General features: G+C 47.8%; 20 protein-coding genes. 8 read left to right on the top strand and 12 right to left on the bottom strand.

Annotation, left to right across the window (positions count from 1 at the left end):
* Positions 1 to 21 precede the first annotated feature (21 nt).
* The 4 genes from ACLHG7_RS09440 to ACLHG7_RS09425 form a co-directional block, all read right to left on the bottom strand.
* A complete protein-coding gene (locus ACLHG7_RS09440) occupies positions 22 to 837 on the bottom strand; it encodes a carbon-nitrogen hydrolase family protein (RefSeq protein WP_410210772.1) in 816 nt (271 codons plus the stop codon).
* Between the two features lie 158 nt (positions 838 to 995).
* Positions 996 to 1529, bottom strand: a complete 534-nt coding sequence (locus ACLHG7_RS09435; protein WP_114897656.1) for an STAS domain-containing protein — start codon at positions 1527 to 1529, stop codon at positions 996 to 998.
* 210 nt (positions 1530 to 1739) lie between these two features.
* Entirely contained in the window at positions 1740 to 2708 is a 969-nt protein-coding gene (locus ACLHG7_RS09430) for a PP2C family protein-serine/threonine phosphatase (protein WP_410210771.1), read from the bottom strand.
* Between the two features lie 9 nt (positions 2709 to 2717).
* Positions 2718 to 3995 (bottom strand): MlaA family lipoprotein, encoded by a 1278-nt coding sequence (locus ACLHG7_RS09425; RefSeq protein ID WP_410210770.1) that lies wholly within the window; start codon positions 3993 to 3995, stop codon positions 2718 to 2720.
* Positions 3996 to 4346: 351 nt separating this feature from the next.
* On the opposite strand from ACLHG7_RS09425, the gene ACLHG7_RS09420 reads away from it, so the two are divergent.
* The 3 genes from ACLHG7_RS09420 to ACLHG7_RS09410 all read left to right on the top strand — a co-directional run bounded on the left by ACLHG7_RS09420 (position 4347) and on the right by ACLHG7_RS09410 (position 7705).
* The gene (locus ACLHG7_RS09420; RefSeq protein WP_410210769.1) at positions 4347 to 5882 is read left to right on the top strand and encodes an RNA polymerase factor sigma-54; all 1536 of its coding nucleotides are present in this window, start codon (positions 4347 to 4349) and stop codon (positions 5880 to 5882) included.
* Between the two features lie 344 nt (positions 5883 to 6226).
* Positions 6227 to 6589: a ribosome hibernation-promoting factor, HPF/YfiA family gene (gene hpf, locus ACLHG7_RS09415; RefSeq protein WP_114897660.1), complete on the top strand. Its 363-nt coding sequence runs from the start codon at positions 6227 to 6229 to the stop codon at positions 6587 to 6589.
* A gap of 252 nt (positions 6590 to 6841) precedes the next feature.
* A complete protein-coding gene (locus ACLHG7_RS09410; RefSeq protein WP_410210768.1) occupies positions 6842 to 7705 on the top strand; it encodes a transglutaminase-like domain-containing protein in 864 nt (287 codons plus the stop codon).
* Between the two features lie 18 nt (positions 7706 to 7723).
* Here the strand turns inward: ACLHG7_RS09410 and ACLHG7_RS09405 are convergent, their stop codons facing one another.
* On the bottom strand, positions 7724 to 8428 hold the full coding sequence (locus ACLHG7_RS09405; protein ID WP_410210767.1) for a DoxX-like family protein: 705 nt from the start codon (positions 8426 to 8428) through the stop codon (positions 7724 to 7726).
* Between the two features lie 166 nt (positions 8429 to 8594).
* Between ACLHG7_RS09405 and ibaG the strand changes: the two genes are divergently transcribed.
* The 3 genes from ibaG (at position 8595) to hisG (ending at position 11018) form a co-directional block, all read left to right on the top strand.
* Positions 8595 to 8843 (top strand): BolA family iron metabolism protein IbaG, encoded by a 249-nt coding sequence (ibaG, locus tag ACLHG7_RS09400; RefSeq protein ID WP_114897662.1) that lies wholly within the window; start codon positions 8595 to 8597, stop codon positions 8841 to 8843.
* A 207-nt stretch (positions 8844 to 9050) separates the two neighbouring features.
* Positions 9051 to 10313, top strand: coding sequence for a UDP-N-acetylglucosamine 1-carboxyvinyltransferase (gene murA, locus ACLHG7_RS09395; RefSeq protein ID WP_410210766.1), 1263 nt, complete (start codon positions 9051 to 9053; stop codon positions 10311 to 10313).
* Positions 10314 to 11018, top strand: coding sequence for an ATP phosphoribosyltransferase (hisG, locus tag ACLHG7_RS09390; protein WP_410210765.1), 705 nt, complete (start codon positions 10314 to 10316; stop codon positions 11016 to 11018).
* 58 nt (positions 11019 to 11076) lie between these two features.
* Here hisG and ACLHG7_RS09385 read toward each other — a convergent pair whose 3' ends face one another.
* Positions 11077 to 11502: an HIT family protein gene (locus tag ACLHG7_RS09385; RefSeq protein ID WP_410210764.1), complete on the bottom strand. Its 426-nt coding sequence runs from the start codon at positions 11500 to 11502 to the stop codon at positions 11077 to 11079.
* A 173-nt stretch (positions 11503 to 11675) separates the two neighbouring features.
* Positions 11676 to 12431, bottom strand: coding sequence for a YdiY family protein (locus ACLHG7_RS09380; protein ID WP_410210763.1), 756 nt, complete (start codon positions 12429 to 12431; stop codon positions 11676 to 11678).
* A gap of 274 nt (positions 12432 to 12705) precedes the next feature.
* Between ACLHG7_RS09380 and hisD the strand changes: the two genes are divergently transcribed.
* Together hisD and hisC are read left to right on the top strand one after the other, a co-directional pair.
* Positions 12706 to 14004: a histidinol dehydrogenase gene (gene hisD, locus ACLHG7_RS09375; protein ID WP_410210871.1), complete on the top strand. Its 1299-nt coding sequence runs from the start codon at positions 12706 to 12708 to the stop codon at positions 14002 to 14004.
* On the top strand, positions 14001 to 15089 hold the full coding sequence (gene hisC / locus ACLHG7_RS09370) for a histidinol-phosphate transaminase (protein WP_410210762.1): 1089 nt from the start codon (positions 14001 to 14003) through the stop codon (positions 15087 to 15089). Before hisD ends, hisC begins: the two co-directional genes overlap by 4 nt.
* A 78-nt stretch (positions 15090 to 15167) precedes the next feature.
* Here hisC and ACLHG7_RS09365 read toward each other — a convergent pair whose 3' ends face one another.
* From ACLHG7_RS09365 to ACLHG7_RS09345, 5 genes are all read right to left on the bottom strand, one after another.
* Entirely contained in the window at positions 15168 to 15953 is a 786-nt protein-coding gene (locus ACLHG7_RS09365; protein WP_410210761.1) for a hydroxypyruvate isomerase family protein, read from the bottom strand.
* 21 nt (positions 15954 to 15974) lie between these two features.
* Positions 15975 to 16844 carry an NAD(P)-dependent oxidoreductase gene (locus ACLHG7_RS09360; RefSeq protein WP_410210760.1) on the bottom strand — a complete coding sequence of 290 codons (870 nt, stop codon included), beginning with the start codon at positions 16842 to 16844 and terminating at the stop codon, positions 15975 to 15977.
* A 15-nt stretch (positions 16845 to 16859) separates the two neighbouring features.
* Positions 16860 to 17648 carry a crotonase/enoyl-CoA hydratase family protein gene (locus tag ACLHG7_RS09355; protein WP_410210759.1) on the bottom strand — a complete coding sequence of 263 codons (789 nt, stop codon included), beginning with the start codon at positions 17646 to 17648 and terminating at the stop codon, positions 16860 to 16862.
* An 85-nt stretch (positions 17649 to 17733) separates the two neighbouring features.
* The gene (locus ACLHG7_RS09350; protein ID WP_410210758.1) at positions 17734 to 18237 is read right to left on the bottom strand and encodes a hypothetical protein; all 504 of its coding nucleotides are present in this window, start codon (positions 18235 to 18237) and stop codon (positions 17734 to 17736) included.
* A 69-nt stretch (positions 18238 to 18306) separates the two neighbouring features.
* Positions 18307 to 21159, bottom strand: a complete 2853-nt coding sequence (locus ACLHG7_RS09345; RefSeq protein ID WP_410210757.1) for an ATP-binding protein — start codon at positions 21157 to 21159, stop codon at positions 18307 to 18309.
* Positions 21160 to 21246 lie beyond the last annotated feature (87 nt).

Below are 21246 nucleotides of genomic sequence, written 5' to 3'. Positions count from 1 at the left end.
TGGATTGTTACCAGGATTCTTTTAGCGATGTTCCATGAGAGGCATCGCGGTACGTCTGGATAATTGTACATCCGCATCATAATCGGCACTGATGGTAGTGGGGATCTCATCCGAGCTTGAGGCTAAAACTTCTCCCCAGCTATTCACAATCGTGCTGTGTCCCCACGTTTGCCGAGTACCATGCCAGCCACCTTGCCCTGCACCGATGATATGACATTGACTATCTATGGCACGCGCCCGCAATAGTAATTCCCAGTGCGCTTGACCCGTCAGGTGTGTAAAGGCGGAGGGTGCAGTCAGAATTTCGGCACCTTCTTGGCGTAAAGCGATTGATAATTCTGGGAAACGTAAGTCGTAACAGATCATCAGGCCGAGTTTGCCAAAAGGTGTATTGGCGGAAATGATTTGATTGCCGGGCTCAAAGGTTGCCGATTCTTGATATACACCGATGCCATCCGCGACTTTGACATCAAATAAATGGATTTTGTCATAACGCGCGACGACTTGACCGCTGGGGTCGATCAGGAGGCAGGCCGAGCGCACACGGCCATCCTCAATGATTTGACCATCAGGACGGTAAGCGCACGGGATTGATCCTGCAATAATCCAAAGATTCAGTTGCTCGGCCCAGCGTTTTAAGGTTGTCGCAATTTCATCAAAGCGCTCGGCCGTGATTCGTTGTTGGCCGGGTGCAAAGCAGGCAAAATTCTCGGGCAAAACCGCAAGCACACTGCCCTGATGTGCAGTCTGTTTCAAGAGCTCATATGCTTGCAACAGATTTTGCTCAATCTGATTTTGCGAGTTCATTTGGATGGCGGTGAAGCGAGCAGACGTCATGGACGGACTCTTTGGCTATGTCTTGAGATAATCAGAAAAAACGAGTCAGGAGATACATTCCACAAGGGGGAATGTATCGTCTCGTCATTTCAATATAGGAGCAAGCTGGGACAAGCGTCAAGTTGAATTATGAGGGTTTTTTTATTTGAGATGAATGATCAGTGATGTTGCTGGGAGCAGGAGAAGTTTTGCGAGGCTTGCTGTTGCTGGCGGTGTTCATTTTCCAGCTGGTTGACCAGTGGTTGAAACATGGCTTTATTATTATCGTTCAGGTTCATCAGGGCTTGGTGTGCTTCAAGCACGGTTTCCAGCATGGCATGTGCTTCGGGTTTTTCTTCAGGCAGCGTATACGTACACTGCGATGCCGTCTTGCAATTCATCATCACAAAAACTTGGCCTAGACCCATACTATTGGTCAGGGTAGTGATGTCTGGATTGGTCGATAACATAATCGGTTGGATGTCACGTTGCGTGCGCAAGTGTAGACCTAGCTTGGCGAGGACGCCCAGCGTAGTGCTATCGACAAAAGTTGTGTCAGTCAGATCCACAAGTGCACCAGTGAGTGCTGGATCTTGTGTGATTTTGTCTAATAAGTGATCTAGACTACTGCAGGTCATTGCGCGGATCTCGCCGACCAGTTTGAACACATGCGTTCCTTGTAGGACTGCATACTCAATACGACCAGTTGACATATAAATGCAAACACTCACATTCGGAGTCACAATTATCGCACAAAAAAATGCCAAACAACAAGTTTCAGAGAAAAAAACATCTTGATTGTAGCGGCTAGTTTGTTACTAGACATGTTGTCTGTGGGCTTGAGAAATAAGGCCTAGAGAATAGGATTCGACTAAAAAATGCGCAAAATGAAAGCTGTACTGCAATAGTTGTGAACCAGTTGGCTAAATACGGCTAAGGGACAAGATGGTGAGATCGTCCGTCAGATGATCCGGTGGGTCAAAACGACGAGTTGAAAGTGTCTCAATCAGTTGGGTGAGCTGTTCACTGGTCCCGCCTGCAAAAATTTCTATGGCGCCATCGGAGCAAAACAACAGCTGAGATTGTGGCTCCAGCGAAGTGGTTTGCGTTGTGAGCGTCAAATCGGTGACGAGACCTAATGGGAAGCTACTACTATTGAGTATTTCCGTCGTGCGATCGGGGTGGATCAAGATCGGTGGTGGGTAGTGCCCTGCGCTACACCACTCCAGATGATGCGTTACTGGATTGAGTAAACCGCATAATACGGTAATGTGTTTGCCTGCATTTTGAGTCACCAGCAAGCGGTTCATACGGCTGAGCAAGGCTTGAGGTGAGTGTTCTGAACCATGAAATGCAGCGAGCCAACCTGTTAATAAACTACTAGCTGCGCCATGACCCGCCACATCGGCCAGATAAAACAATAGTCGATTGTCTGGAGTCATCCAATAGTCCAGCCAATCACCCGACAGTGCACTGGCGGGCTGGTAGATGTGTTCAATTTGATAGTTTGGAATATCGAGTGGTCGGGGAATCAATCGTTTTTGTAGTCGGGCGGCGGCAGGTAGATCGCGACTATCGCTTTGATGCTGATGCTGCATCTTGAGCTGTTGGATGATGGGAGCAAGCGAATCAGGGAGTTGATCACGAATCCAGCCCGCCCAAGCACCACGTTGCCATGCATTGACGAGTTCATAACCTTGATGATTGTGCGCCAGAACGATGGTGGGCTGAGGCCAGCGGTGTGCCAGATAAATACTGACATCGGCAATGACGAGATGCTCGGCAGGAATACTGAGCAGGTCGTCTACCGAAATGCTGATGATGTCAGGCACATCTGTCCGTAGACGCACATGGCTGTCGTCTACGGGCGAATCAATGAGATAAACCGACAAGACAGTTAATCAAAGAGACGCTGGCTGGGGAGCCATGATGTTGGATGGCTTGGTCACCATAAACGCTTGAATTACATTGAAGGACCCTTGTGCATCATTTACCTCTTTAAATGAGGCAGATGAGGTCGTCGGCGCTGTATTGGTATCCGGATTGCCTTGAGGGGGCACGGACTCTTGACTGCTGTGCGGGTGGGTGCTGCGTTTGGCGGGTTTATTTGGGGCATCAGGATTTGTTGTGGATGGACTATTACTGTCATCCCCGAATCCATCGTCGCTAAAGCTGCTATTGGTCGCAGATGAGTCGGCTTTACCGTTAATCTTAAACTGACGGTTTTGCAGATAGACATCGCGGAGCAGTGAATATTGATCGCCTTCCACAAAGTGCTCTAAACCAATGAGTTTAGCGCGCATATCGACAGTTTTTACTGCGGTGAGTCCTGCTGAAGTCCAGCCATCATTCACATAGTAAATGGGTGAACCGAACTGATCTACTGCTGTGCCAAACGTGTCACGCACGGTGCTCGGCCCTAAAAAGGGTAACATCAGGAAGGGGCCAGAACCAATTCCCCATTTCCCCAGTGTCTGACCAAAATCGCCACTCGATTTTTCAACACCGAGATACCCTGCAACATCATAGAAACCCAGTGTTGTCGAGGTATTGATAATAAAACGGCTCAACGATTCAATAGAGGTTCCAGGATGACCTTGCAGTAAATTGTTCACAGCAGTCCATGGGGTGCCCAGATTACTGAAAAATTGTGAAATCGCGGTCTGCACGGGTTGGGGAACATTGCGGCTATAAGCCCCAGCGACAGGAAGCAAAATATACTTATCGAGCTTTGAGTTAAATTTGAAGATGCTGCGGTTGAAGCCTTCAAAAGGATCTTTTACAGGGTCAGGTTGTGCTGCTGTTGCATCAACAGCGATTTTTGTACCCAGCTCACCAATCTTATCGATGGTTTTATCTATGGATCGCGTGATGACATTTTTATTGGCAGTTGGTGCTAAACCCGTTTCGGTTTGGACGTCAGTACTTGTGACCGCCGAGGCGGTACTGAGATCAGATGCACTGTCAATATTTTGGACAGCGACTACCGTACTGCTTGGAGCACTCACTGCTGCTACTGGTGGAGTCGCCGCTACAGAACTGGTTTCGGCAACCACAGGTACAGAGGCGGTATCTGTGGCCGTGCTTAATGAGTCTGCGGTTACTGTTTCTGCGGCGGCAATCGTCGATGATAGGCTAATGCAAAGGCCAAGCGCTGTCATGAGGCGTGTGTTAGACATAAAAAAACTCAAACCTTATCTCGAAAAAACAGCTTATGTTACTTCATGTTAATTTTCTAGGTCTAAAGGATGATTTGAGCAGTTTTAGCGAAGTTTTGTTGCTTTATTTTTGTAAGTAATTATTTTAATTACGCAGTGGTATCGCCTGCAATGTAGCGCTAGAATGATAACGCGCTGTGATTGCAATGAAATTTGATGGTTAAAAAAAATGCATTAAAGGCATAAAAATTGCATACGCGCGCGAGCTTCGGTTGTATACTAAAAACGGGTGTTATCCATTCCATCTACGCCGAGATGAACTATTAACCATGATAAATTCAAATGTTGCAAGCTATTATTCATGAGGGATAGATGAAGTTATCAGTCGGACTGAGAGTCTCAAGCTCGTTATCGCTTACGCCACAGTTGCAGCAGGCCATCCGCCTCCTTCAATTATCGTCGCTTGAGCTTGAACAAGAAATCCAAAATCAGCTCGACAGTAACCCGCTTCTCGAGGCGATAGATTCTTCACCTGAAGGGCAGGCCTCTGATTCTTTAGATAACAATGTCGATTATCAGTCGAATGAACAACAAACCTCCGATTACGACTCCTTAAGCGATTTTCAAGATAGCGCGGTCTCTGATGGCGCGTCTTCGATTGCGCTGGATGAGCAGATGGGCTTGACCCGACTGGGTGAAGATTTACCGGTCGATACCCAATGGGACGACGTGTTTAGCCATCAATCGACAGCATTGGCCTCTCCAGAATTTGATGAACGCGAAGATACGCGTACCGTGAGCGATTCCATTTGGTCCGAGCTGCGCTGGCAGTTGAATCTAACGCCATTTAGTCCGGTGGATCGGATTATGGCGGAGTGCATTATTGATGGTATTGATGAGCGTGGCTATCTTGAAGCAAGCCTAGAAGAGTTGTTAGAAGCGACGCAAAATCAACTCGACGCGCTGGATTTGGATATCGAAGAAGTTGAGCTCTCTGAGCTTGAAGTGGTTTTAAAACGTATTCAAAATTTTGATCCGCCGGGTGTAGGCGCCCGTGACTTGAGTGAGTGTCTTTGCTTACAACTGCGCGCACTGCCTGAGCATACCCCATCACGCCGTGATGCCTTGAATATGATGGCGCATCATGAGCTTTTGCTGATTAATGATATCCCCAAGCTGATGCGTCAAACCAATTTAGATCAAGACGAACTGCGTTCCGCATTGGCGTTGGTGAAGTCTCTAGATCCTTATCCCGGTTTGAAATTTCAAAATAACGAACGTGAGCATCAAGTGCCGGATGTGATTGTCCGTAAAAAAAATGATCATTGGGAAGTGCAGCTCAATACCGATATTTTGCCAAAACTTCGCGTCAATTCTTATTACGCCAGTATGATTAAGCGTGCTGACCAGAGTGAAGAAAATCAATATTTACGCACCCACATGCAAGAAGCGCGTAATTTTATCAAGAGTGTTGATGAGCGCCATAAGACATTACTGAAAGTGTCGACTTGTATCGTTCAGCACCAGCGTGCTTTTCTTGAGCATGGACCAGAGGCAATGAAGCCTTTGATTCTCCGGGATATTGCTTTGGAAACTGAGCTACACGAATCGACGGTATCTCGTGTGACCACGCAAAAATTCTTACTCACGCCGCGTGGGTTGTTTGAACTGAAGTATTTCTTCTCAAGTCATGTAGCAACAAGTACAGGTGGTGAGTGTTCATCGACTGCGATTCGCGCCATGATCAAAAAAATGGTTCAGGAAGAAAACGTCAAGAAACCGTTGTCAGATAATGCGTTGACTGAAAAGCTGCATGAGGCGGGGATTGATGTCGCTAGACGCACGGTCGCCAAATACCGTGAATCACTCAATATTGCGTCATCCAGCGAACGTAAAAGACTGCTGTAATACGGATGTCACACGTGGGCTGTAGTATAGTAGAAATGTAAAAATAAATTTCGTAATGCTTGCTTTAATATTTTCGATGTGTTCTCTTAGAGGTGTTGCCGCAAGGGTGACATGAACCCGTCCGACTCGCGTCAGATGTTGTTTTATATGAATTAATTTATGTTGATTGCTTTTTTATAATGAAGTTTTCTAATGTAATTTGAAGTCTGTAAATCACAACTGCACGGGCCGACTATCAGGCTAAAAGCGATGGTATGATTCGCTTGTCGCCGACCAGTCAGCTCTATTTGAATGGCCGCTCGACTCATTGAATCATATCTTCGACACATTACGAGGATGGTTTTATGCAAATTAAGATTAGTGGACATCATGTGAGTGTTTCCCCAGAAATGGAATCTAGCGTTCACGATAAACTCGCAAAAGTCGAACGACATTTTGATCACATCAACAGCATGCAAGTGATCTTTTCTAAAGAAAATCACCATTCAGATTCTAGCTACGACGGCCGTAAGGGCTTGGCAAATCACAAAGCTGAAGTGATTCTGCGCGTTCCCGGCTCTGAATTATTTGCGCAAGCGACTGCTGATAATGTTCAAACGACTCTGGATCTGTTGGTGGATAAACTGGACCGCCAAATCGTGCGCCATAAAGAACGCCTCAAGAATCATAGTAACCAAACTCATCATCAGCAATTTGCGCTGGAGTAATGTTGATCGATCTTAGGTATGCTTTGAGAAAGCGTATCGAGATTGACGCCAAGATTTGCTGAACAGAGATGACTTAAGGTTCAATAATATTGATGTTCAGTAAACTGGTTAAAGTCGTTGTTATTATGAGAGCTCGGATTCGTCCGAGCTTTTTTTATGCTTCGTTTGTCTGTCATCGTTTTAATGGATGATGTGATATCAAGCATACCGTGGTATTTCTATTCGTTGGTTTTAAGGGCAGGTTGGGTTGGCATGAAAACCGTAGATGTGGATTGTAGTTTGGGCTATTTGGTGAATCAGAAATCTGAATTTATTATTCAGATTCAAGCTGCAAATCATCCTTGGCAACGTGTGATTTCCGAGTCGCTGGATTTGGCTGGGATTATGCCTGAGTCTTTCGTGGATATCACAGGTCAGAATCGTATGTTCCGTTTCAGTGGTCATCCAGGCCCAATCGAGATGCGCTATCGTGCGACGGTTGAGGTGGATATGCCGCCGCGTAATTACCGCGCAGAAGAAATGGATGTTGCAGATTTACCGACTGACGTTTTGCACTATCTATTGCCCAGTCGTTATTGTGAGTCGGATCTGATCAGCGCGATGGCCCAGCGGACTTTTGGTAATTTGCCACGTGGTTTTAGCCGGGTCGAAGCCATCTGTAATTGGATTAAGAACAACGTCGTGTATGAGATTGGGTCAAGTTATGCCTCCACAACGGCGCGTGAAGTGCTGGTGAATCGAGCTGGGGTGTGTCGTGATTTTGCACATCTGGGTATCGCGTTTTGTCGGGCGCTCAACATTCCCGCCCGTTTTGTTTTTGGGCATACTGAATTTCCTGATCCACCACCCGATTTTCATGCCGTATTCGAGGCTTTTTTAGGCGGAGAGTGGATATTGTTCGATGCAACCAAGATGGCACCTCTGGATAAGATTGTGCGCATTGGCACCGGCACTGATGCGAAAGATGTCGCGTTCTCCACCATGTATGGTGATGTACAGATGACCTATCTTAAACCCTTGGTTCGCGATCATGTTGTCGGTCAGTCTGCTGAGTTTGAGCAGGTGGATGATTTCATCGGTGCGGAAAGCAATACGTCAATCAAAGCAGGTCATTAACGCCCATCCCATTGCGCGCTATGGGGCTGGGTTTCCGGTATCGTCGGGCGGTGTCGTTGTTCTTTTGCTTTGGGGTAGGGAGAAGATTCGACGCCGATCGCTGCTGCTGCGCCGATCAATCTGACTACGGTCTTTGAGCGGGCTATCCGCGGGTTGTAGTGACTCTTTGAGTTTTTGGCGAACCTTACGTCGGCGTTTGATCCGTGATTGGGTCAGGGTATGCATGAGGTGAGGGAGGTCTTTGAGTTCCAGACGTTTGACAAACTCATAGAGCATACGATCCCGCGTAAAGCGAAAGTATTGTCCGATCCGGCGCTGATTGATCTCATCAGCTTGAAATTTCAGAATATGCTGATCAATTAAAACCAATGCGAGTAGGGTGATGTTGGTTATTACTGCATTAAAGGTTGTGCCCAAGTAGGTGGGTGAGAAGATCATCGTATCGAGTAAGAAAAACACCAGCGCCCCACCTGCAACCCACAGTGGTTTTTTATCTGTAAATGCAGTGACCAGCCAGCATGCCAGTGCCATTTCAAACAGCCCACCGATATGTGAAATCCAAGTGGGGTAAGCCGTCAATATGCCGTGCGCCATGACCATAGCCTGTTCAGCCGAGTCATTCGATAGCCACTTCGGGACAAGCCCTTGGTAAAAAAAGCTGAACGCAACGACGATGCGCGCAAGCCCTCGAATTTGGTATAATAATTCTTCTGTGGTTTTCATTCAGTCGTTACCGTATTTTTAAACATCTTCGATGCGTTTTTAGGTTTGTTATTGGAAGCATCAAGTCCAGTGCTGAACCAGACAAACCGCGTGTTTGACTGGACTATAACCCAGACACAGGCTAACCTTCGCTTTATTCTATCTCTTTATCCAATTGAGCAGCAGCATGACCCCTGAAATCTTACACGAGATATTACAAGCCGCATTTCCAAGCGCGGAAATCGCCACCTCTGGACAGGCCGGTAAGTTTGATGTACGGGTTGTGGACATTCAGTTTGAAGGCAAACGTCCCGTTGCGCGTCAGCAGTCGGTCTATGCCCCGCTAGGCAGCTATATAGCCAGTGGTGAAGTGCACGCGGTTAGCATCAAAGCCCTGACCCCAGAAGAGTGGCGTAAAGCCAGCTTGTTTGGTTAATGATCGTTAATAAATACAGATCGATGGGCACGCTGATGTCCAAGATGCGATTCGTATTTCAAATTTTGTCATTTTGACTGACATAAACTGTTAAAAAAATTCTTATTAATAGACCGATTTGATTGTTGTATCTGCTGCTTAATTCATAAGTCGCCATGATACAGCGATAAAGTCAGAAGGTCATAGACGCAGGTAGTGGTTTGAGCTATGGATAAATTTCGGATTCAAGGTGGCGCATGTTTAAGCGGAACGGTACAGATTTCCGGTGCAAAAAATGCAGCACTGCCACTACTTGCGGCGACGATACTGGCGAGTACGCCCATTACCTTGACTAATGTTCCTGATCTTAAAGATGTTTCTACACTGATCAAAGTGTTGGAAAGCTTAGGAATCACTGTTCAACGTGAAAAAGGTACGGGAGTTGTCCATGTTGATACCGCAACATTAAACAGCAAATTTGCGCCCTACGAACTGGTCAAAACCATGCGTGCATCCATTCTGGTTTTGGGACCTTTGCTGGCGCGTTATGGCGAAGCAACGGTGTCGTTGCCGGGTGGTTGTGCCATTGGCTCACGTCCAGTCGAACAGCATCTCAAAGCACTGGAGGCCATGGGTGCTGAGATTACGGTTGAAAATGGTTATGTCCATGCCAAAGTCGACGGTCGTTTGAAAGGGACCCGCTTCTCGTTTGATATGGTGACGGTCGGCGGTACCGAAAACATTCTGATCGCCGCAACCCTTGCCAGCGGCACGACGATTCTAGATAACTGTGCACGTGAACCTGAAGTGACTGACTTGGCGCATTTGTTAGTCGCAATGGGCGCTAAAATTGAAGGGATTGGCACCGATCAATTAATCATTCATGGTGTGGAGTCTTTAAACGGTGTTGAGTACCGTGTGGTCGCGGATCGTATCGAAACCGGTTCTTATCTTGCAGCGGCAGCCATGACCGGCGGCTGTGTACGGACCACGAACACCGATGCACGGCTGCTTGAGGCGGTACTGCTCAAGTTTGAAGAAATGGGCGCAACAGTGACGACTGGCGATGACTGGATTGAACTGGATATGCGCGGTAAGCGTCCGAAAGCCGTCAGCTTCCGTACTTTGCCTCACCCCGCATTCCCAACAGATATGCAAGCGCAAATCATGACGGTGAACACGGTTGCTGAAGGTACGGCAACCGTGATTGAGACGATTTTTGAAAATCGTTATATGCACGTTCCAGAATTGTCACGCATGGGCGCAAAGATTCAAGTGGATGGTCATACCGCGATCATTACCGGTGTGGAAAAACTGCAAGCCGCACCCGTGATGGCCACCGACTTGCGCGCGTCCATGTCGCTAGTGCTTGCCGCATTAACCGCGGAAGGCGAGACCATCATTGACCGTATTTATCATATTGATCGTGGTTATGAGAATGTTGAAGAAAAATTACGCGGCCTTGGCGCAGTGATTGAGCGAGTAAAATAAATGAGTGATTCCCAAGCTATTCCTCAAACACCGACGGGCACTGATGAGTCTGTGATGGGTCATTTTGATCATGGTTTGACGCTGGCGCTCAGCAAAGGTCGTATTCTCAAAGAAACATTGCCGCTCTTAAAAAATGCGGGCATTGAGTTGCTTGAAGATCCCGATAAAAGTCGTAAATTGATTTTTCCGACCACCCATCCGCTGGTTCGTATTCTGATTCTACGTGCCAGTGACGTGCCTGCCTATGTGGAGAACGGTGCTGCGGATGTCGGTGTGGCGGGCAAAGATGTACTGATGGAATACGGTGCGCAAAATGTCTATGAGTTGATCGATCTTAAAATTGCCAATTGCCGTCTCATGACCGCAGGTCGTGTGGATGCAGAAGGTCACTGGCAGAAGCCAACGGGGCGTTTAAAGATTGCGACCAAGTATGTCAATTTGACGCGCCAATACTACGCTAGTCGTGGTGAGCAAGTGGATGTCATCAAGTTGTATGGCTCTATGGAGCTTGCGCCACTGGTTGGCTTAGGGGATTTGATTGTAGACGTTGTAGATACGGGCAACACGCTACGTGCTAATGGCCTTGCGCCTTTTGATGTGATCGCTCAGATTTCATCACGTCTGATCGTCAACAAAGCCAGTTATAAACGTAAACAAGCGGTCTTAAGTCCAATTCTGGCAGGGATTGAAGCCGCAATTGGTTAATTTGGACTGATGCTCACCCTGTTTCGAATCAAAAAACAGGGCGTTCACCTCTATCGCTTTAAGCGTCTAATGCCGCTTTAATCTTCTCTGCAAATCCTTGAATCTGGGCCATATCGCCCATCTTTGCACCATGCGCGCGGGTCATCAGTGCACCCAGTGAGCTTGGCAGGATATGGAAATGGACATGCGGTACAGTTTGTCCTGCTGCTGCACCATTCAACTGCATGAGCACAAAGCCTTCAACATCCATCGCAGTCTTCACCGCTTTAGAGACTTTCTGAACAGTTTTAATCCAGGCGGTAGCCGCTTCTGGGGACAGGTCTAACAGGGTTTCCGCGGGTTCTTTGGTAATCACCAAGGTATGCCCGTCCGCTTGCGGCATGATGTCCATGAATGCCAGAGTATGTTCATCTTCGTAGACTTTGGTGCACGGGATTTCTCCACGGAGTATTTTGGCAAAAATATTATTCGTGTCATAAGCCATGGGAACGGTCCTTGCTGTCATGTGTGGGATGTTGTGATCTGAGCGTTGGCCCAGTATCTCGATATTAGCAGAAAATAGCATGGACTCTATCAAGCGCCTGACCATAAAAAATCGCAGTAGGATGACTGCGATTTTTTTTAAGTGAGCGATGTGACTCATCGCATTAGAGCAATTTAGTAGCTATATTTTAAGCCGAAAGCGGTTAATGAACTGTTTGAATCCCCTTCGTTTGAACTGATTTTTTTATAATCAAAGCTGAGCAGGCCAGAAAGCTTGTCGGTCATCATCATCGATAATGCGCTGCGTGAACGGAAGGTGTTGGAGGACGCGCCATAGTCATAACCCAAGTCTTGGGCAAAGTTGACGGTCTTGGTTAGAGTTCGTTCATAGTGCGCGGCGAGCGTCCCAATGGCTTCCGTTTTATCATCCTTGGGTGGCTGGCGCTCCACGCTATAGCGCACACCGGCGCCGATTTCGCCAGTCAGAAATTGCACATCATCGCGATATAGCTCGCTACCGATTCCACCGGTCAGATAGGTTTGATAGTCAAAGGCACTGCTTAAGTCTTTTTCCCATTGCAGCTTGCCAAATTCATAATAGCTGCCTTCGCTGTGCATCAATTTGCCGGAAGCCAGATAGCGCTCAATATTGTCTGTTGATTGATTGTCGCTGCTGCCAATCGCCTCTGCTTTAAACTCTTGTCCCCAATCGCCCTGCATGCGTTTAAACGTCACATGCCCAGCGATGCTTTGTTTATTGGATGAAGTGCCATCGGTATTATTCGAATTATTGAGCAAGTAGCTTAAGTCTGCATCAAGGTTGTAATCTTTGTCTTTAGAAACTTTAATCGCGTCTTCAGCGGCATAGGACACAACACTGAGACTGAGGCCGAGCATCACTGCTGTTAGTTTTTTAATGGGGAATGTCATTGGCATCTCTCTTGATGAAATATATAAGGTGTGGATAAACCACATGAAACCAACAAAGCGTAGAGATAATTGCTTCAAAAATCTATTTATACGGCGAAATGGTTACAGCTCTTAAACTAAAGCGATAAGATATTCTGGTTGAATGATGTTGATTTTATGATAAATAGGTCACATATTTTGTCGTGTAATTAACGTATAATTCCTCCCACATTCTCGTCAAAAACAAGTTAAAATCGCATCCTTAAATTTTTGTAAAAAGTGGATGCGGTCAATGATGCGTCGCCTGTCGAGTGTGGATGTGAATTTTGATGAGCAACTGAATAGTTTGCTCGCTTTTGAAACCGTGAATGATGCAGTTCTGATTCATACTGTGGACCAGATCATTCATGATGTCCGTACTCATGGCAATGCGCATGTGCTTAAACTCACCCAACAGTTTGACCAGCATCCTGCTCAAACGTTTGCTGAACTTGAACTGACCCAAGCTGCGCTCAAAGCAGCCTTTGAGGGACTTGATCCAACGGTACGCACTGCGCTGGAGTTGGCAGCGGCGCGGATTCGTAGTTTTCATACTGCGCAAAAGCAGGACGGCTGGCAATATACCGATGAATTGGGCAATGTACTGGGACAAAAAGTCACCCCCCTAGATCGCGTTGGCATTTATGTGCCGGGTGGCAAAGCCTCCTATCCCTCATCGGTACTCATGAATGCGATCCCGGCCCAAGTGGCTGGTGTGACAGAGATCATCATGGTCGTGCCAGCGCCAAAGGGCGAGCTCAATGAATTAGTACTGGCAGCAGCGTATCTCTCTGGTGTTCATCGCGTATTGACCATCGGCGGCGCACAAGCAGTTGCGGCATTGGCCTATGGCACAGAAACGATCCCCAAAGTGGACAAGATCACCGGGCCAGGCAATCGCTATGTCGCGGCAGCAAAACGTGCTGTATTTGGGCAGGTCGGGATAGATATGATCGCTGGACCTTCTGAAATTCTTGTTTATGCGGAAGGGCAGAACAATCCGGACTGGCTGGCCATGGATCTGCTGTCGCAAGCCGAACATGATGAAATTGCCCAATCGATCTTTGTCACGACGGATGCAGGCTTGCTTGAGCAAGTTGCGGCATCCGTAGAGAAGTTATTGCCGACCTTACCGCGTGTAGAAATTGCACGCACTTCAACCCATGATCGCGGCGCATTGATTCTGGTTAAAGATCGGGCAGAAGCACTGGCATTGATTAACCGGGTCGCGCCTGAGCATTTAGAGCTGTGTGTGGATGATCCAGACAGCCTGTTGCCTGAAATTCGTCATGCAGGCGCGATCTTTATGGGTCGTCATACTCCAGAGGCGATCGGCGATTATTGCGCGGGTCCAAATCATGTGTTGCCTACGTCTGGCACGGCACGTTTTTCGTCCCCACTTGGGGTCTATGATTTTCAAAAACGCAGCAGCATCATTCATTGTTCACCCGCTGGTAGCCAATCATTGGCACAAGCTGCGGATATTCTTGCTCAGCAGGAAGGACTGGATGCACATGCGCGTTCGGCACGCTATCGCGTTGGGGAGCAATCATGAGTTCAGTTGATATCCCGATGAAGCAACGTCTATGGAGCCCTTTGGTACGAGACCTTGTGCCTTATGTGCCGGGTGAGCAGCCAAAAATCAATAATTTGATCAAGCTCAATACCAATGAGAGCCCATTCCCGCCATCACCTAAGGTCCGTGAAGCGGTGATCAGCGCTTTAGGATCGGATGGGGACATCTTGCGTCTCTATCCAGATCCGGATGCCAGTAGCTTGAAGCAAGTGATAGCAACTTATCATGGTCTTGCCACCAATCAGGTGTTTTTAGGCAATGGCTCCGATGAGGTTTTGGCGCATATCTATACGGCGTTCTTTAAGCAGTCCTTACCGATCTTATCCCCAGATATTAGCTATAGTTTTTATCCGGTGTATAGCCAGTTGTATGCGGTTGAAACGGTGCAGATTCCGCTTAACGCTGATTTTCGCATTGATGTGAATGATTATAAGATTCCTAACGGTGGGGTTATTCTCGCCAATCCCAATGCGCCAACAGGCGTGTTGCTCACGCTGGATCAAATTCGACAATTGCTGAGCAATAATCCGGAATCGGTGGTGGTGATTGATGAAGCGTATATCGATTTTGGTGGTCAATCGGCAATTACATTGATCAACGAGTTCGACAATCTGGTGGTTTGTCATACCGTGTCAAAATCACGCGCATTGGCGGGTTTACGGATAGGGGTGGTGTTTGGGCAAGCCCATCTGATTGAAGCGCTGGAACGGGTTAAAAACAGCTTTAACTCCTATCCGTTAGATCGCCTTGCGATTGCGGGCGGCGTTGCTTCTTTTGAAGACGATACCTATTTCCAATCCACTTGTCAGGCATTGATTGATCTGCGGGAAGACTTGGTGAGCAAGCTACAAGGTTTAGGTTTTGATGTGTTGCCCTCTCACGCCAATTTTATCTTTGCACGTCATCCTCAGTATGAGGCGGTGACCCTTGCTAAAGGTTTACGTGAGAGCGGCATTATTGTGCGTCACTTTGCGAAGCCACGTATTGATCAATTTTTGCGGATTACGATTGGGACGGCTGAGCAGAATCAAGCGTTGGTGTCTCGTTTGCAAGAGATTTTGTGACCCAGTAAGAGCGAGTCGTAAAACGGGCAACAAAAAAAGCTAACAATGTTTTGCATTGTTGGCTTTTTTAAATCTCTTTTAAATCCAGTGCATCCAGTCCAACGTTTCCGAAGTCTGTTTCGACGGGCGATACTCCGCGCCGCAGTAACCTTGATAACCCAATGAATCAATCAACTTAAACAAATGCGGATAATCAATATTGCCCGTATTGGGTTCATGGCGATGCGGACAGTCGGCGAATTGAATATGACCAATCTGCTGGATATTGTCGTTTAGGCCGCTGTCTAAATTTTCTCCCATCATCGCCATGTGATAGCAGTCGAATTGCATTTTTAACGGGATGACCACGCTGGGCGTATTAATGGCTTCCAGCATCTCTTGCATCTGCACGATGTTTTGAATCAGGAAGCGCGGCATGTCTACTCCATTAATCGCTTCCATCACGGTACTGATTCCTGATCCTGCAAACACATCCATGGCAAAACGGGTATTGGCGGCAAGGACATGCAGGCAGGGTAACAAGTCGGTATCCAGAGGTTGGCGCCCTGCTAAGATATTGACTCGAGGCACATGCAGTGTCCGCGCATAATGCGATGCCTCAAACACCGCTTGCCTAAAGGTTTGCTCGCGCCCAGGAATACCTGCAAGCCCATCTCCGCCTTGCATCAGATCACCCGCCGGAACATTGATCAGTACCAATTTGAGTTGATGCTGCGTCAGCTCTGCTTGTATCTCATCCGTAGTCAGCTCATAGGGAAATTGAATTTCTACAGCATCAAAACCCGACTGGCGTGCCAGTGCAAAGCGTTCTTTCAGCGGCACTTCGGTGTACAGCATGGATAGATTGGCAGAGAAATGAGGCATAAAATGGGTGTACTCGATATTTTAGCTTTTGAATTCAATTCCTTGAATTAAACTCGATAAATCATCGCTTGCATAGCCTTGTGCTGCATGCTGACGAAGTTGGCCTAGCGCACGCTGAGCCACGGGTAGGCTAAGTCCATGATCGGCTGCAAGTGTCATGGCATTGTTGAGATCTTTTTCTAAGGTCTGCACTTTCCACTGCACGGGTTCAAACTGACGTGTCGCCATACGGGGTGCAAGGATTTGGAAGGGTTTAGAGTCGGCAAAACCGCCAGCCATAGCGGGGGCGAATAATGCGGCATTCACGCCCGATTTTTCTGCCAGCGCAATGGCTTCGGCAATCAAGGTACTGGTCGCTGCGACGATCAGTTGGTTACAAATCTTGGTGGCCTGACCACTGCCGCTACCGCCCATGGTAGTCACCCGCTGCGAAAGTGGGGCAAAGAAAGGGGCAAGATGCCCAATAACATGGGCATCACCACCTGCAAAGATGACGAGCGTGCCTTGTTCGGCACCGATAACGCCACCAGAAACCGGCGCATCGATCCAATGCGCATCTTTTTCACGTGTTAGCTTGGCAAGGCGCTGAGTCAGTGCGACCGAACTACTGGAAAAATCAACGATGATCTGATCGGGCTGGATTTGATCCAGAAGCTTGAGCCCTATGGCCTCCACAGCAGCATCATCGGCCAGACAAAGCGCGATGATTGAAAAGTCCTGCAGATGGTCTAAGTCAGGGAGTAGTATCGCTCCCTGTATAATGAGCGGTTCAGTTGCGCTGACGGTGCGATTCCAAACACCGACTTCAAAACCGGCTTGCAGCAGGCGCAGGCTCATGCGACTGCCCATCAGTCCCATCCCGACAAAGGCAATTTTTGCGGCATTGCTCATCGTTACAGACCCGTTTTAGTGGTATTGACGGGGTTGGTATTCCAGCTCTGGTTTTTTGTCTTTACGCATGGCGATTTGACGATTCTTGCCCATGAGTAATTTAAGCTGCCAGATTTTTTCCAGACGCAGTGCACGCTTCGGATGATGCTGCATCGCATCTAATACGCGTTTGCCAGCAAGTAGGGCATCAGGAGAGCGCGTGAGGAACTCTTGCGCAAGCGTTTCTGCGGCAGCCAGAGGGTCCGTGGCAAGATGCGTGACCAGATGCAGTTTTTCTGCTTCTTTACCCGTTAATACCCGTCCGGTCAGGGTCAGTTCTTTCGCGACATCCAGCGGGACGATGCCCTTGAGGGTTTGGGTGAGTCCCATATCGGGTACTAAGCCCCAACGACTTTCCATAATCGACAGCTTGCAGGTCGGCGTAGCAATTCGAATATCCGCAGCCAGTGCCAATTGCATGCCCGCGCCTAAGCAATGCCCATGCAATGCTGCAATGACAGGTACAGGAAGGTCTTGCCAGACCAAAAATGCTTTTTGGAAGAGGCTTTGGCCCGGTTTAATCAGTTCCCATACCGCAAAAATGGCATTTTTTTTGTCATTGAGATCGGTTAAATCAATACCTGAACTGAAGGATTCACCCACACCAGTCAGAATCACCACACGAATGGATTTATCTTTCTTGATCAGACGTGCAGTTTGTACCAGCTCACGCAGCAGCGCAAAGCTCATGGCATTGCGTTTTTCGGGGCGATTCAATTGAACGGTGGCGATAGCGCCTTTTTTTTGCAGGAAAACAAGAGACATAGGTCAGCATCCAGTAGGGTATGGCAAATGTCGAGCATTACCATGATTAAGGCATCAAGAGCGCTATCGAGCGCTTGAGTAATATTTAGCGCCGATAAAAAACCGAATTGATATAACGCGGCAAGCCAATCAAGCCAACCAATAGGCAAAGACCTAAAATGATTAAGGTCGGCAGTACACCCAGCCAATCACCAATAGGCTTTTGATACAGTGGCCAAGCCAGCGAGAGCTTCTGCCAGCATAAACTCTGTAGCGTCGTGATGACGGTCGCCAGTAATGCACTGCGGAAAGCTTGAGGCAAGATGATTGTACTGGTAATTGTTTCGCGGCGCTGATCAATATAGCGACGCAAGCGTTCAGCCAAAGGCCACCCTGTCAATAAACCGGCAAATAACCAGAATACCAGCATCAGTAGGCTATTGGAAAATCCTGTAAAAGGCTCTAGTCCAAGCAAGAATCGGATGAAGGGGATGAGTAAGATTAAGAGTTGTGTCCAGAGCATGATGAGGAAACTGACACGTCGACGCAGTAATGTCGCCAGCATGAGTAATATGGCGGGGTAGAGTAAAACCGTAAACCAAATCATCATCACGTATAAAGTCCTTGTTGGTGAGCATCTCTTCTAAATAAGCCTGATAAGAGAAGTAGTTAACAGATTTTAGGGTGGATTGACACTTAATCCGACCTGCTCAAAAGGATAGGCTAAAACGGCGTCAATGGCATCTATCATTGCAGAAAAATTTACCAAAAGTTCAGTTTTTAACGCTGTTTCGGATTCAAAATTAATCAGTGTGCCATTTTTTTGTGCTGCGGTTAATGCCCGTTCCATAACCCCTGTTGTTTTACGTAAAGTGGGTGTGCCGGTGTAGCGACTACCACCATGTAGACGATGAACTTCCGACATGAGCGATTCAAAATTTCGACTCTCCCAACTGGCGATCAACTCCATTTTGTCTGTAGGCAATGCTTCAATCAACATGCGTAATAAATCGCGTGCCAGATCGACTTTACCTGCCGCCAGTTTAAGACTGAGCTGCCAATCAACAATGGGGTGAGAGACGGGTTCAATCGCACTGTTATCAAAGTAGGCATTGGGGCTGTTGGTTGCAAACTGACCTGTCCAGCGTTCGAGGATATCGACCAGTTGGGCTTGTTGAATGGGTTTACTAAAATAATCATCCATCCCTGCGGCAAGGAGGCGTTCGCGCTCGTCACTTAAGGCATGGGCAGTCAGGGCAATGATCGGCGTATGCTGTTGCTCGTGATAAGTTTCGGCATATTCGGTCTCTAGCAGACGTATACGCTGCGTGGTCTCAAGCCCTGACATGCGTGGCATTTGAATATCCATAAAGATCAAATCAAAAGGTGCTTCAGGAGATTCAGGATGCAAGCGCGATTCGATATATTCGATGGCTTCAAGACCGCTGCTGGCTTTTGTGGTTTGAATGCCCAGATCACCCAACAGTGCATCCAGAACCAAGAGATTCGGTGCATGATCATCTACTGCCAGGACATGCAAGTTACGTCCTTCAAAACGTGGCGCGGCGGCGAGTTCATTCTTGTTCTTCGGTTCTAGGACGCTGAGTAATCCAACACGGCTGACGGGTTGATACAGCGCTTGAACTTGGTATTCTGTCAGCACTACAGGGTCAATCGCCATTTGATAGCCATAAATCACTAGAGCACCGCTATAACGGGTACGGATTTCGCGCAGGAGCGCGGGTGTATCTTTGGCATCCGCATCGGTAATGACCCAGCCTCGGCCTTGGGTTTCCTCTTCAAACGCGGTCAAACGCCCAAATAGATCAGGGAGTGAGCTGGCTTGCTCAAGTTCAACTGCCATATGTCCAAGATAAGCACGGAGTACGTTGAGACTAGCCCGATGCTCAATATGTGCCAGCACACGGCGGCCATTGAACTGTGGCCAATCGACGAAGTTCTCTTGGGTCACACCCAAGAGCGCGGTAAACCAGAAGGTTGCCCCTTGCTCGGCGTTATCTTCAAAACCCACTTCACCGCCCATGAGCTGTGCAAGCTGGCGCACAATGGCAAGGCCTAATCCTGTGCCACCATACTGGCGATTCACCGAAGGATCGCCCTGGTGGAAGGATTGGAAGAGTTGATCTTTTTCCATGCTACCAAGCCCAATGCCACTGTCTTGTACAGAGAAGTGAATCAGGTTCTGGTAGATGCGCTGCGGTTGCTGAGCGGGGTCATCCAAGCGCACACGGATAATCACTTCGCCTTGCTGGGTAAATTTAATTGCGTTACTGACGAGGTTGGTCAGAATTTGCTTGAGGCGTAAGGCGTCGCCCTGAGCCTGACGTGGGACATCGTCATAAAAATAGACCGCAATATTGAGATTTTTCTCGCTGGCCAGTGGCGTTAGCATGTCGATGACATCAAACACGGTTTCTTCTAAATTAAAGGGTGCTTTATCAAGTACGAGTTTGCCTGCTTCAATTTTTGAGAAATCCAGCACATCGTTGATCAGAGCAAGTAAGTGGGCGCTGGATTTACGAATGGTTTGTACATACAAGGTCTGTTCATCGGACAGTTCACCGCGCCGTGACAATAGATTAATAAAACCATCAATACTGTTGAGCGGAGTGCGCAGTTCATGGCTAATGTTGGCGAGGAAGACGGACTTGGTGGTACTGGCTTGTAGTGCAGAGTCGCGGGCTTGGCGATAGGTGATGTTTTGCATCTCAATCGTATCAAGCGTTTGGCGCAAGTCATCTTCAGTTTGATCACTGTAGGCTTGCAGCTCGACCACACTGCTATGTAGGCGTCTTAAAAAATAACCAAAGTCTTTTTGCAGCAAGCGCATTTCGCCATAACTATTACTTTCGATAGGCTGGTTGAGCGTAGTAATCGAAAGGCGCTGGAGCAGCATGCGTAATTCATAAATCGGGCTGATCCAGCGTGTTGAATAGAAACTCAGGCAGAGCAGCAGTAATAGCAAGGTAATTAAGCCCGTAATCACCAGTACACCCCAGACTCGATAGCGTGCGAGTTCTAAGGGCTGGTTATCCATATCGATGACGAGCCAAATCGGACTATCGGTAGCAAAGCCCACCCTGAGGCCATAATTGTTGCCAACGCTACTGGGCAGTGGACCAAAGGTTTGGCGATTGATTGAGAATTTGGCCCAGTCTGCATCAGCGTTATAGCCCATGCTTAAACGGGGAATGCCATGGATATCGATCAGCGCTGCGCGTTTGACATTTTCTTCGCCAAGGATATTTTGCAGAATATTTCGTGCTTTGCCTGCACCATCGGGTTGTTCGAGGAGAGGAATCAGGGTTTTGCTGGCCAGTTGGTAGCGCGCTAATACCGCTTCGGCACGACTGCGTTGTTCGGCTTTGGTGGCCCGTGCGGTTTCGGAAATAACCAGTGAGGCACCAATCAAAGTCAGGATCGTGATCGGCACAAAAATCAGCGCGACTAATTGCCCATAAGCATTTTGAATGCTCAGACGATGAAACCAACTTGTTTGAGCCGAGGCCATACTGCAATTCCTTATCAGTTCTCGTGCTGCATCGTTACTCTTACGAGACTAAACTTAAGATTATTATTTTGTCATATTGAACTTAGC

The organism is Aquirhabdus sp. (genome assembly GCF_046462495.1).
GTDB lineage: Bacteria > Pseudomonadota > Gammaproteobacteria > Pseudomonadales > Moraxellaceae > Aquirhabdus.
Note: the sequence above shows the minus strand (reverse complement) of the source record. Positions and strands in the feature narration are given on the sequence as shown.

Excerpts from the sequence above, each read along its gene's own strand:
- hpf (WP_114897660.1), top strand. The coding sequence starts at position 6,227 with ATGCAAATTAAGATTAGTGGACATCATGTGAGTGTTTCCCCAGAAATG.
- ACLHG7_RS09405 (WP_410210767.1), bottom strand. The coding sequence starts at position 8,428 with ATGAAAACCACAGAAGAATTATTATACCAAATTCGAGGGCTTGCGCGC.
- ACLHG7_RS09440 (WP_410210772.1), bottom strand. The coding sequence starts at position 837 with ATGACGTCTGCTCGCTTCACCGCCATCCAAATGAACTCGCAAAATCAG.
- ACLHG7_RS09425 (WP_410210770.1), bottom strand. The coding sequence starts at position 3,995 with ATGTCTAACACACGCCTCATGACAGCGCTTGGCCTTTGCATTAGCCTA.
- ACLHG7_RS09410 (WP_410210768.1), top strand. The coding sequence starts at position 6,842 with ATGAAAACCGTAGATGTGGATTGTAGTTTGGGCTATTTGGTGAATCAG.
- ACLHG7_RS09350 (WP_410210758.1), bottom strand. The coding sequence starts at position 18,237 with ATGATGATTTGGTTTACGGTTTTACTCTACCCCGCCATATTACTCATG.
- ACLHG7_RS09435 (WP_114897656.1), bottom strand. The coding sequence starts at position 1,529 with ATGTCAACTGGTCGTATTGAGTATGCAGTCCTACAAGGAACGCATGTG.
- ACLHG7_RS09355 (WP_410210759.1), bottom strand. The coding sequence starts at position 17,648 with ATGTCTCTTGTTTTCCTGCAAAAAAAAGGCGCTATCGCCACCGTTCAA.
- ACLHG7_RS09360 (WP_410210760.1), bottom strand. The coding sequence starts at position 16,844 with ATGAGCAATGCCGCAAAAATTGCCTTTGTCGGGATGGGACTGATGGGC.
- ACLHG7_RS09380 (WP_410210763.1), bottom strand. The coding sequence starts at position 12,431 with ATGACATTCCCCATTAAAAAACTAACAGCAGTGATGCTCGGCCTCAGT.
- ACLHG7_RS09365 (WP_410210761.1), bottom strand. The coding sequence starts at position 15,953 with ATGCCTCATTTCTCTGCCAATCTATCCATGCTGTACACCGAAGTGCCG.
- hisG (WP_410210765.1), top strand. The coding sequence starts at position 10,314 with ATGAGTGATTCCCAAGCTATTCCTCAAACACCGACGGGCACTGATGAG.
- ACLHG7_RS09420 (WP_410210769.1), top strand. The coding sequence starts at position 4,347 with ATGAAGTTATCAGTCGGACTGAGAGTCTCAAGCTCGTTATCGCTTACG.
- murA (WP_410210766.1), top strand. The coding sequence starts at position 9,051 with ATGGATAAATTTCGGATTCAAGGTGGCGCATGTTTAAGCGGAACGGTA.
- ibaG (WP_114897662.1), top strand. The coding sequence starts at position 8,595 with ATGACCCCTGAAATCTTACACGAGATATTACAAGCCGCATTTCCAAGC.
- ACLHG7_RS09385 (WP_410210764.1), bottom strand. The coding sequence starts at position 11,502 with ATGGCTTATGACACGAATAATATTTTTGCCAAAATACTCCGTGGAGAA.
- hisC (WP_410210762.1), top strand. The coding sequence starts at position 14,001 with ATGAGTTCAGTTGATATCCCGATGAAGCAACGTCTATGGAGCCCTTTG.
- hisD (WP_410210871.1), top strand. The coding sequence starts at position 12,706 with ATGCGTCGCCTGTCGAGTGTGGATGTGAATTTTGATGAGCAACTGAAT.
- ACLHG7_RS09345 (WP_410210757.1), bottom strand. The coding sequence starts at position 21,159 with ATGGCCTCGGCTCAAACAAGTTGGTTTCATCGTCTGAGCATTCAAAAT.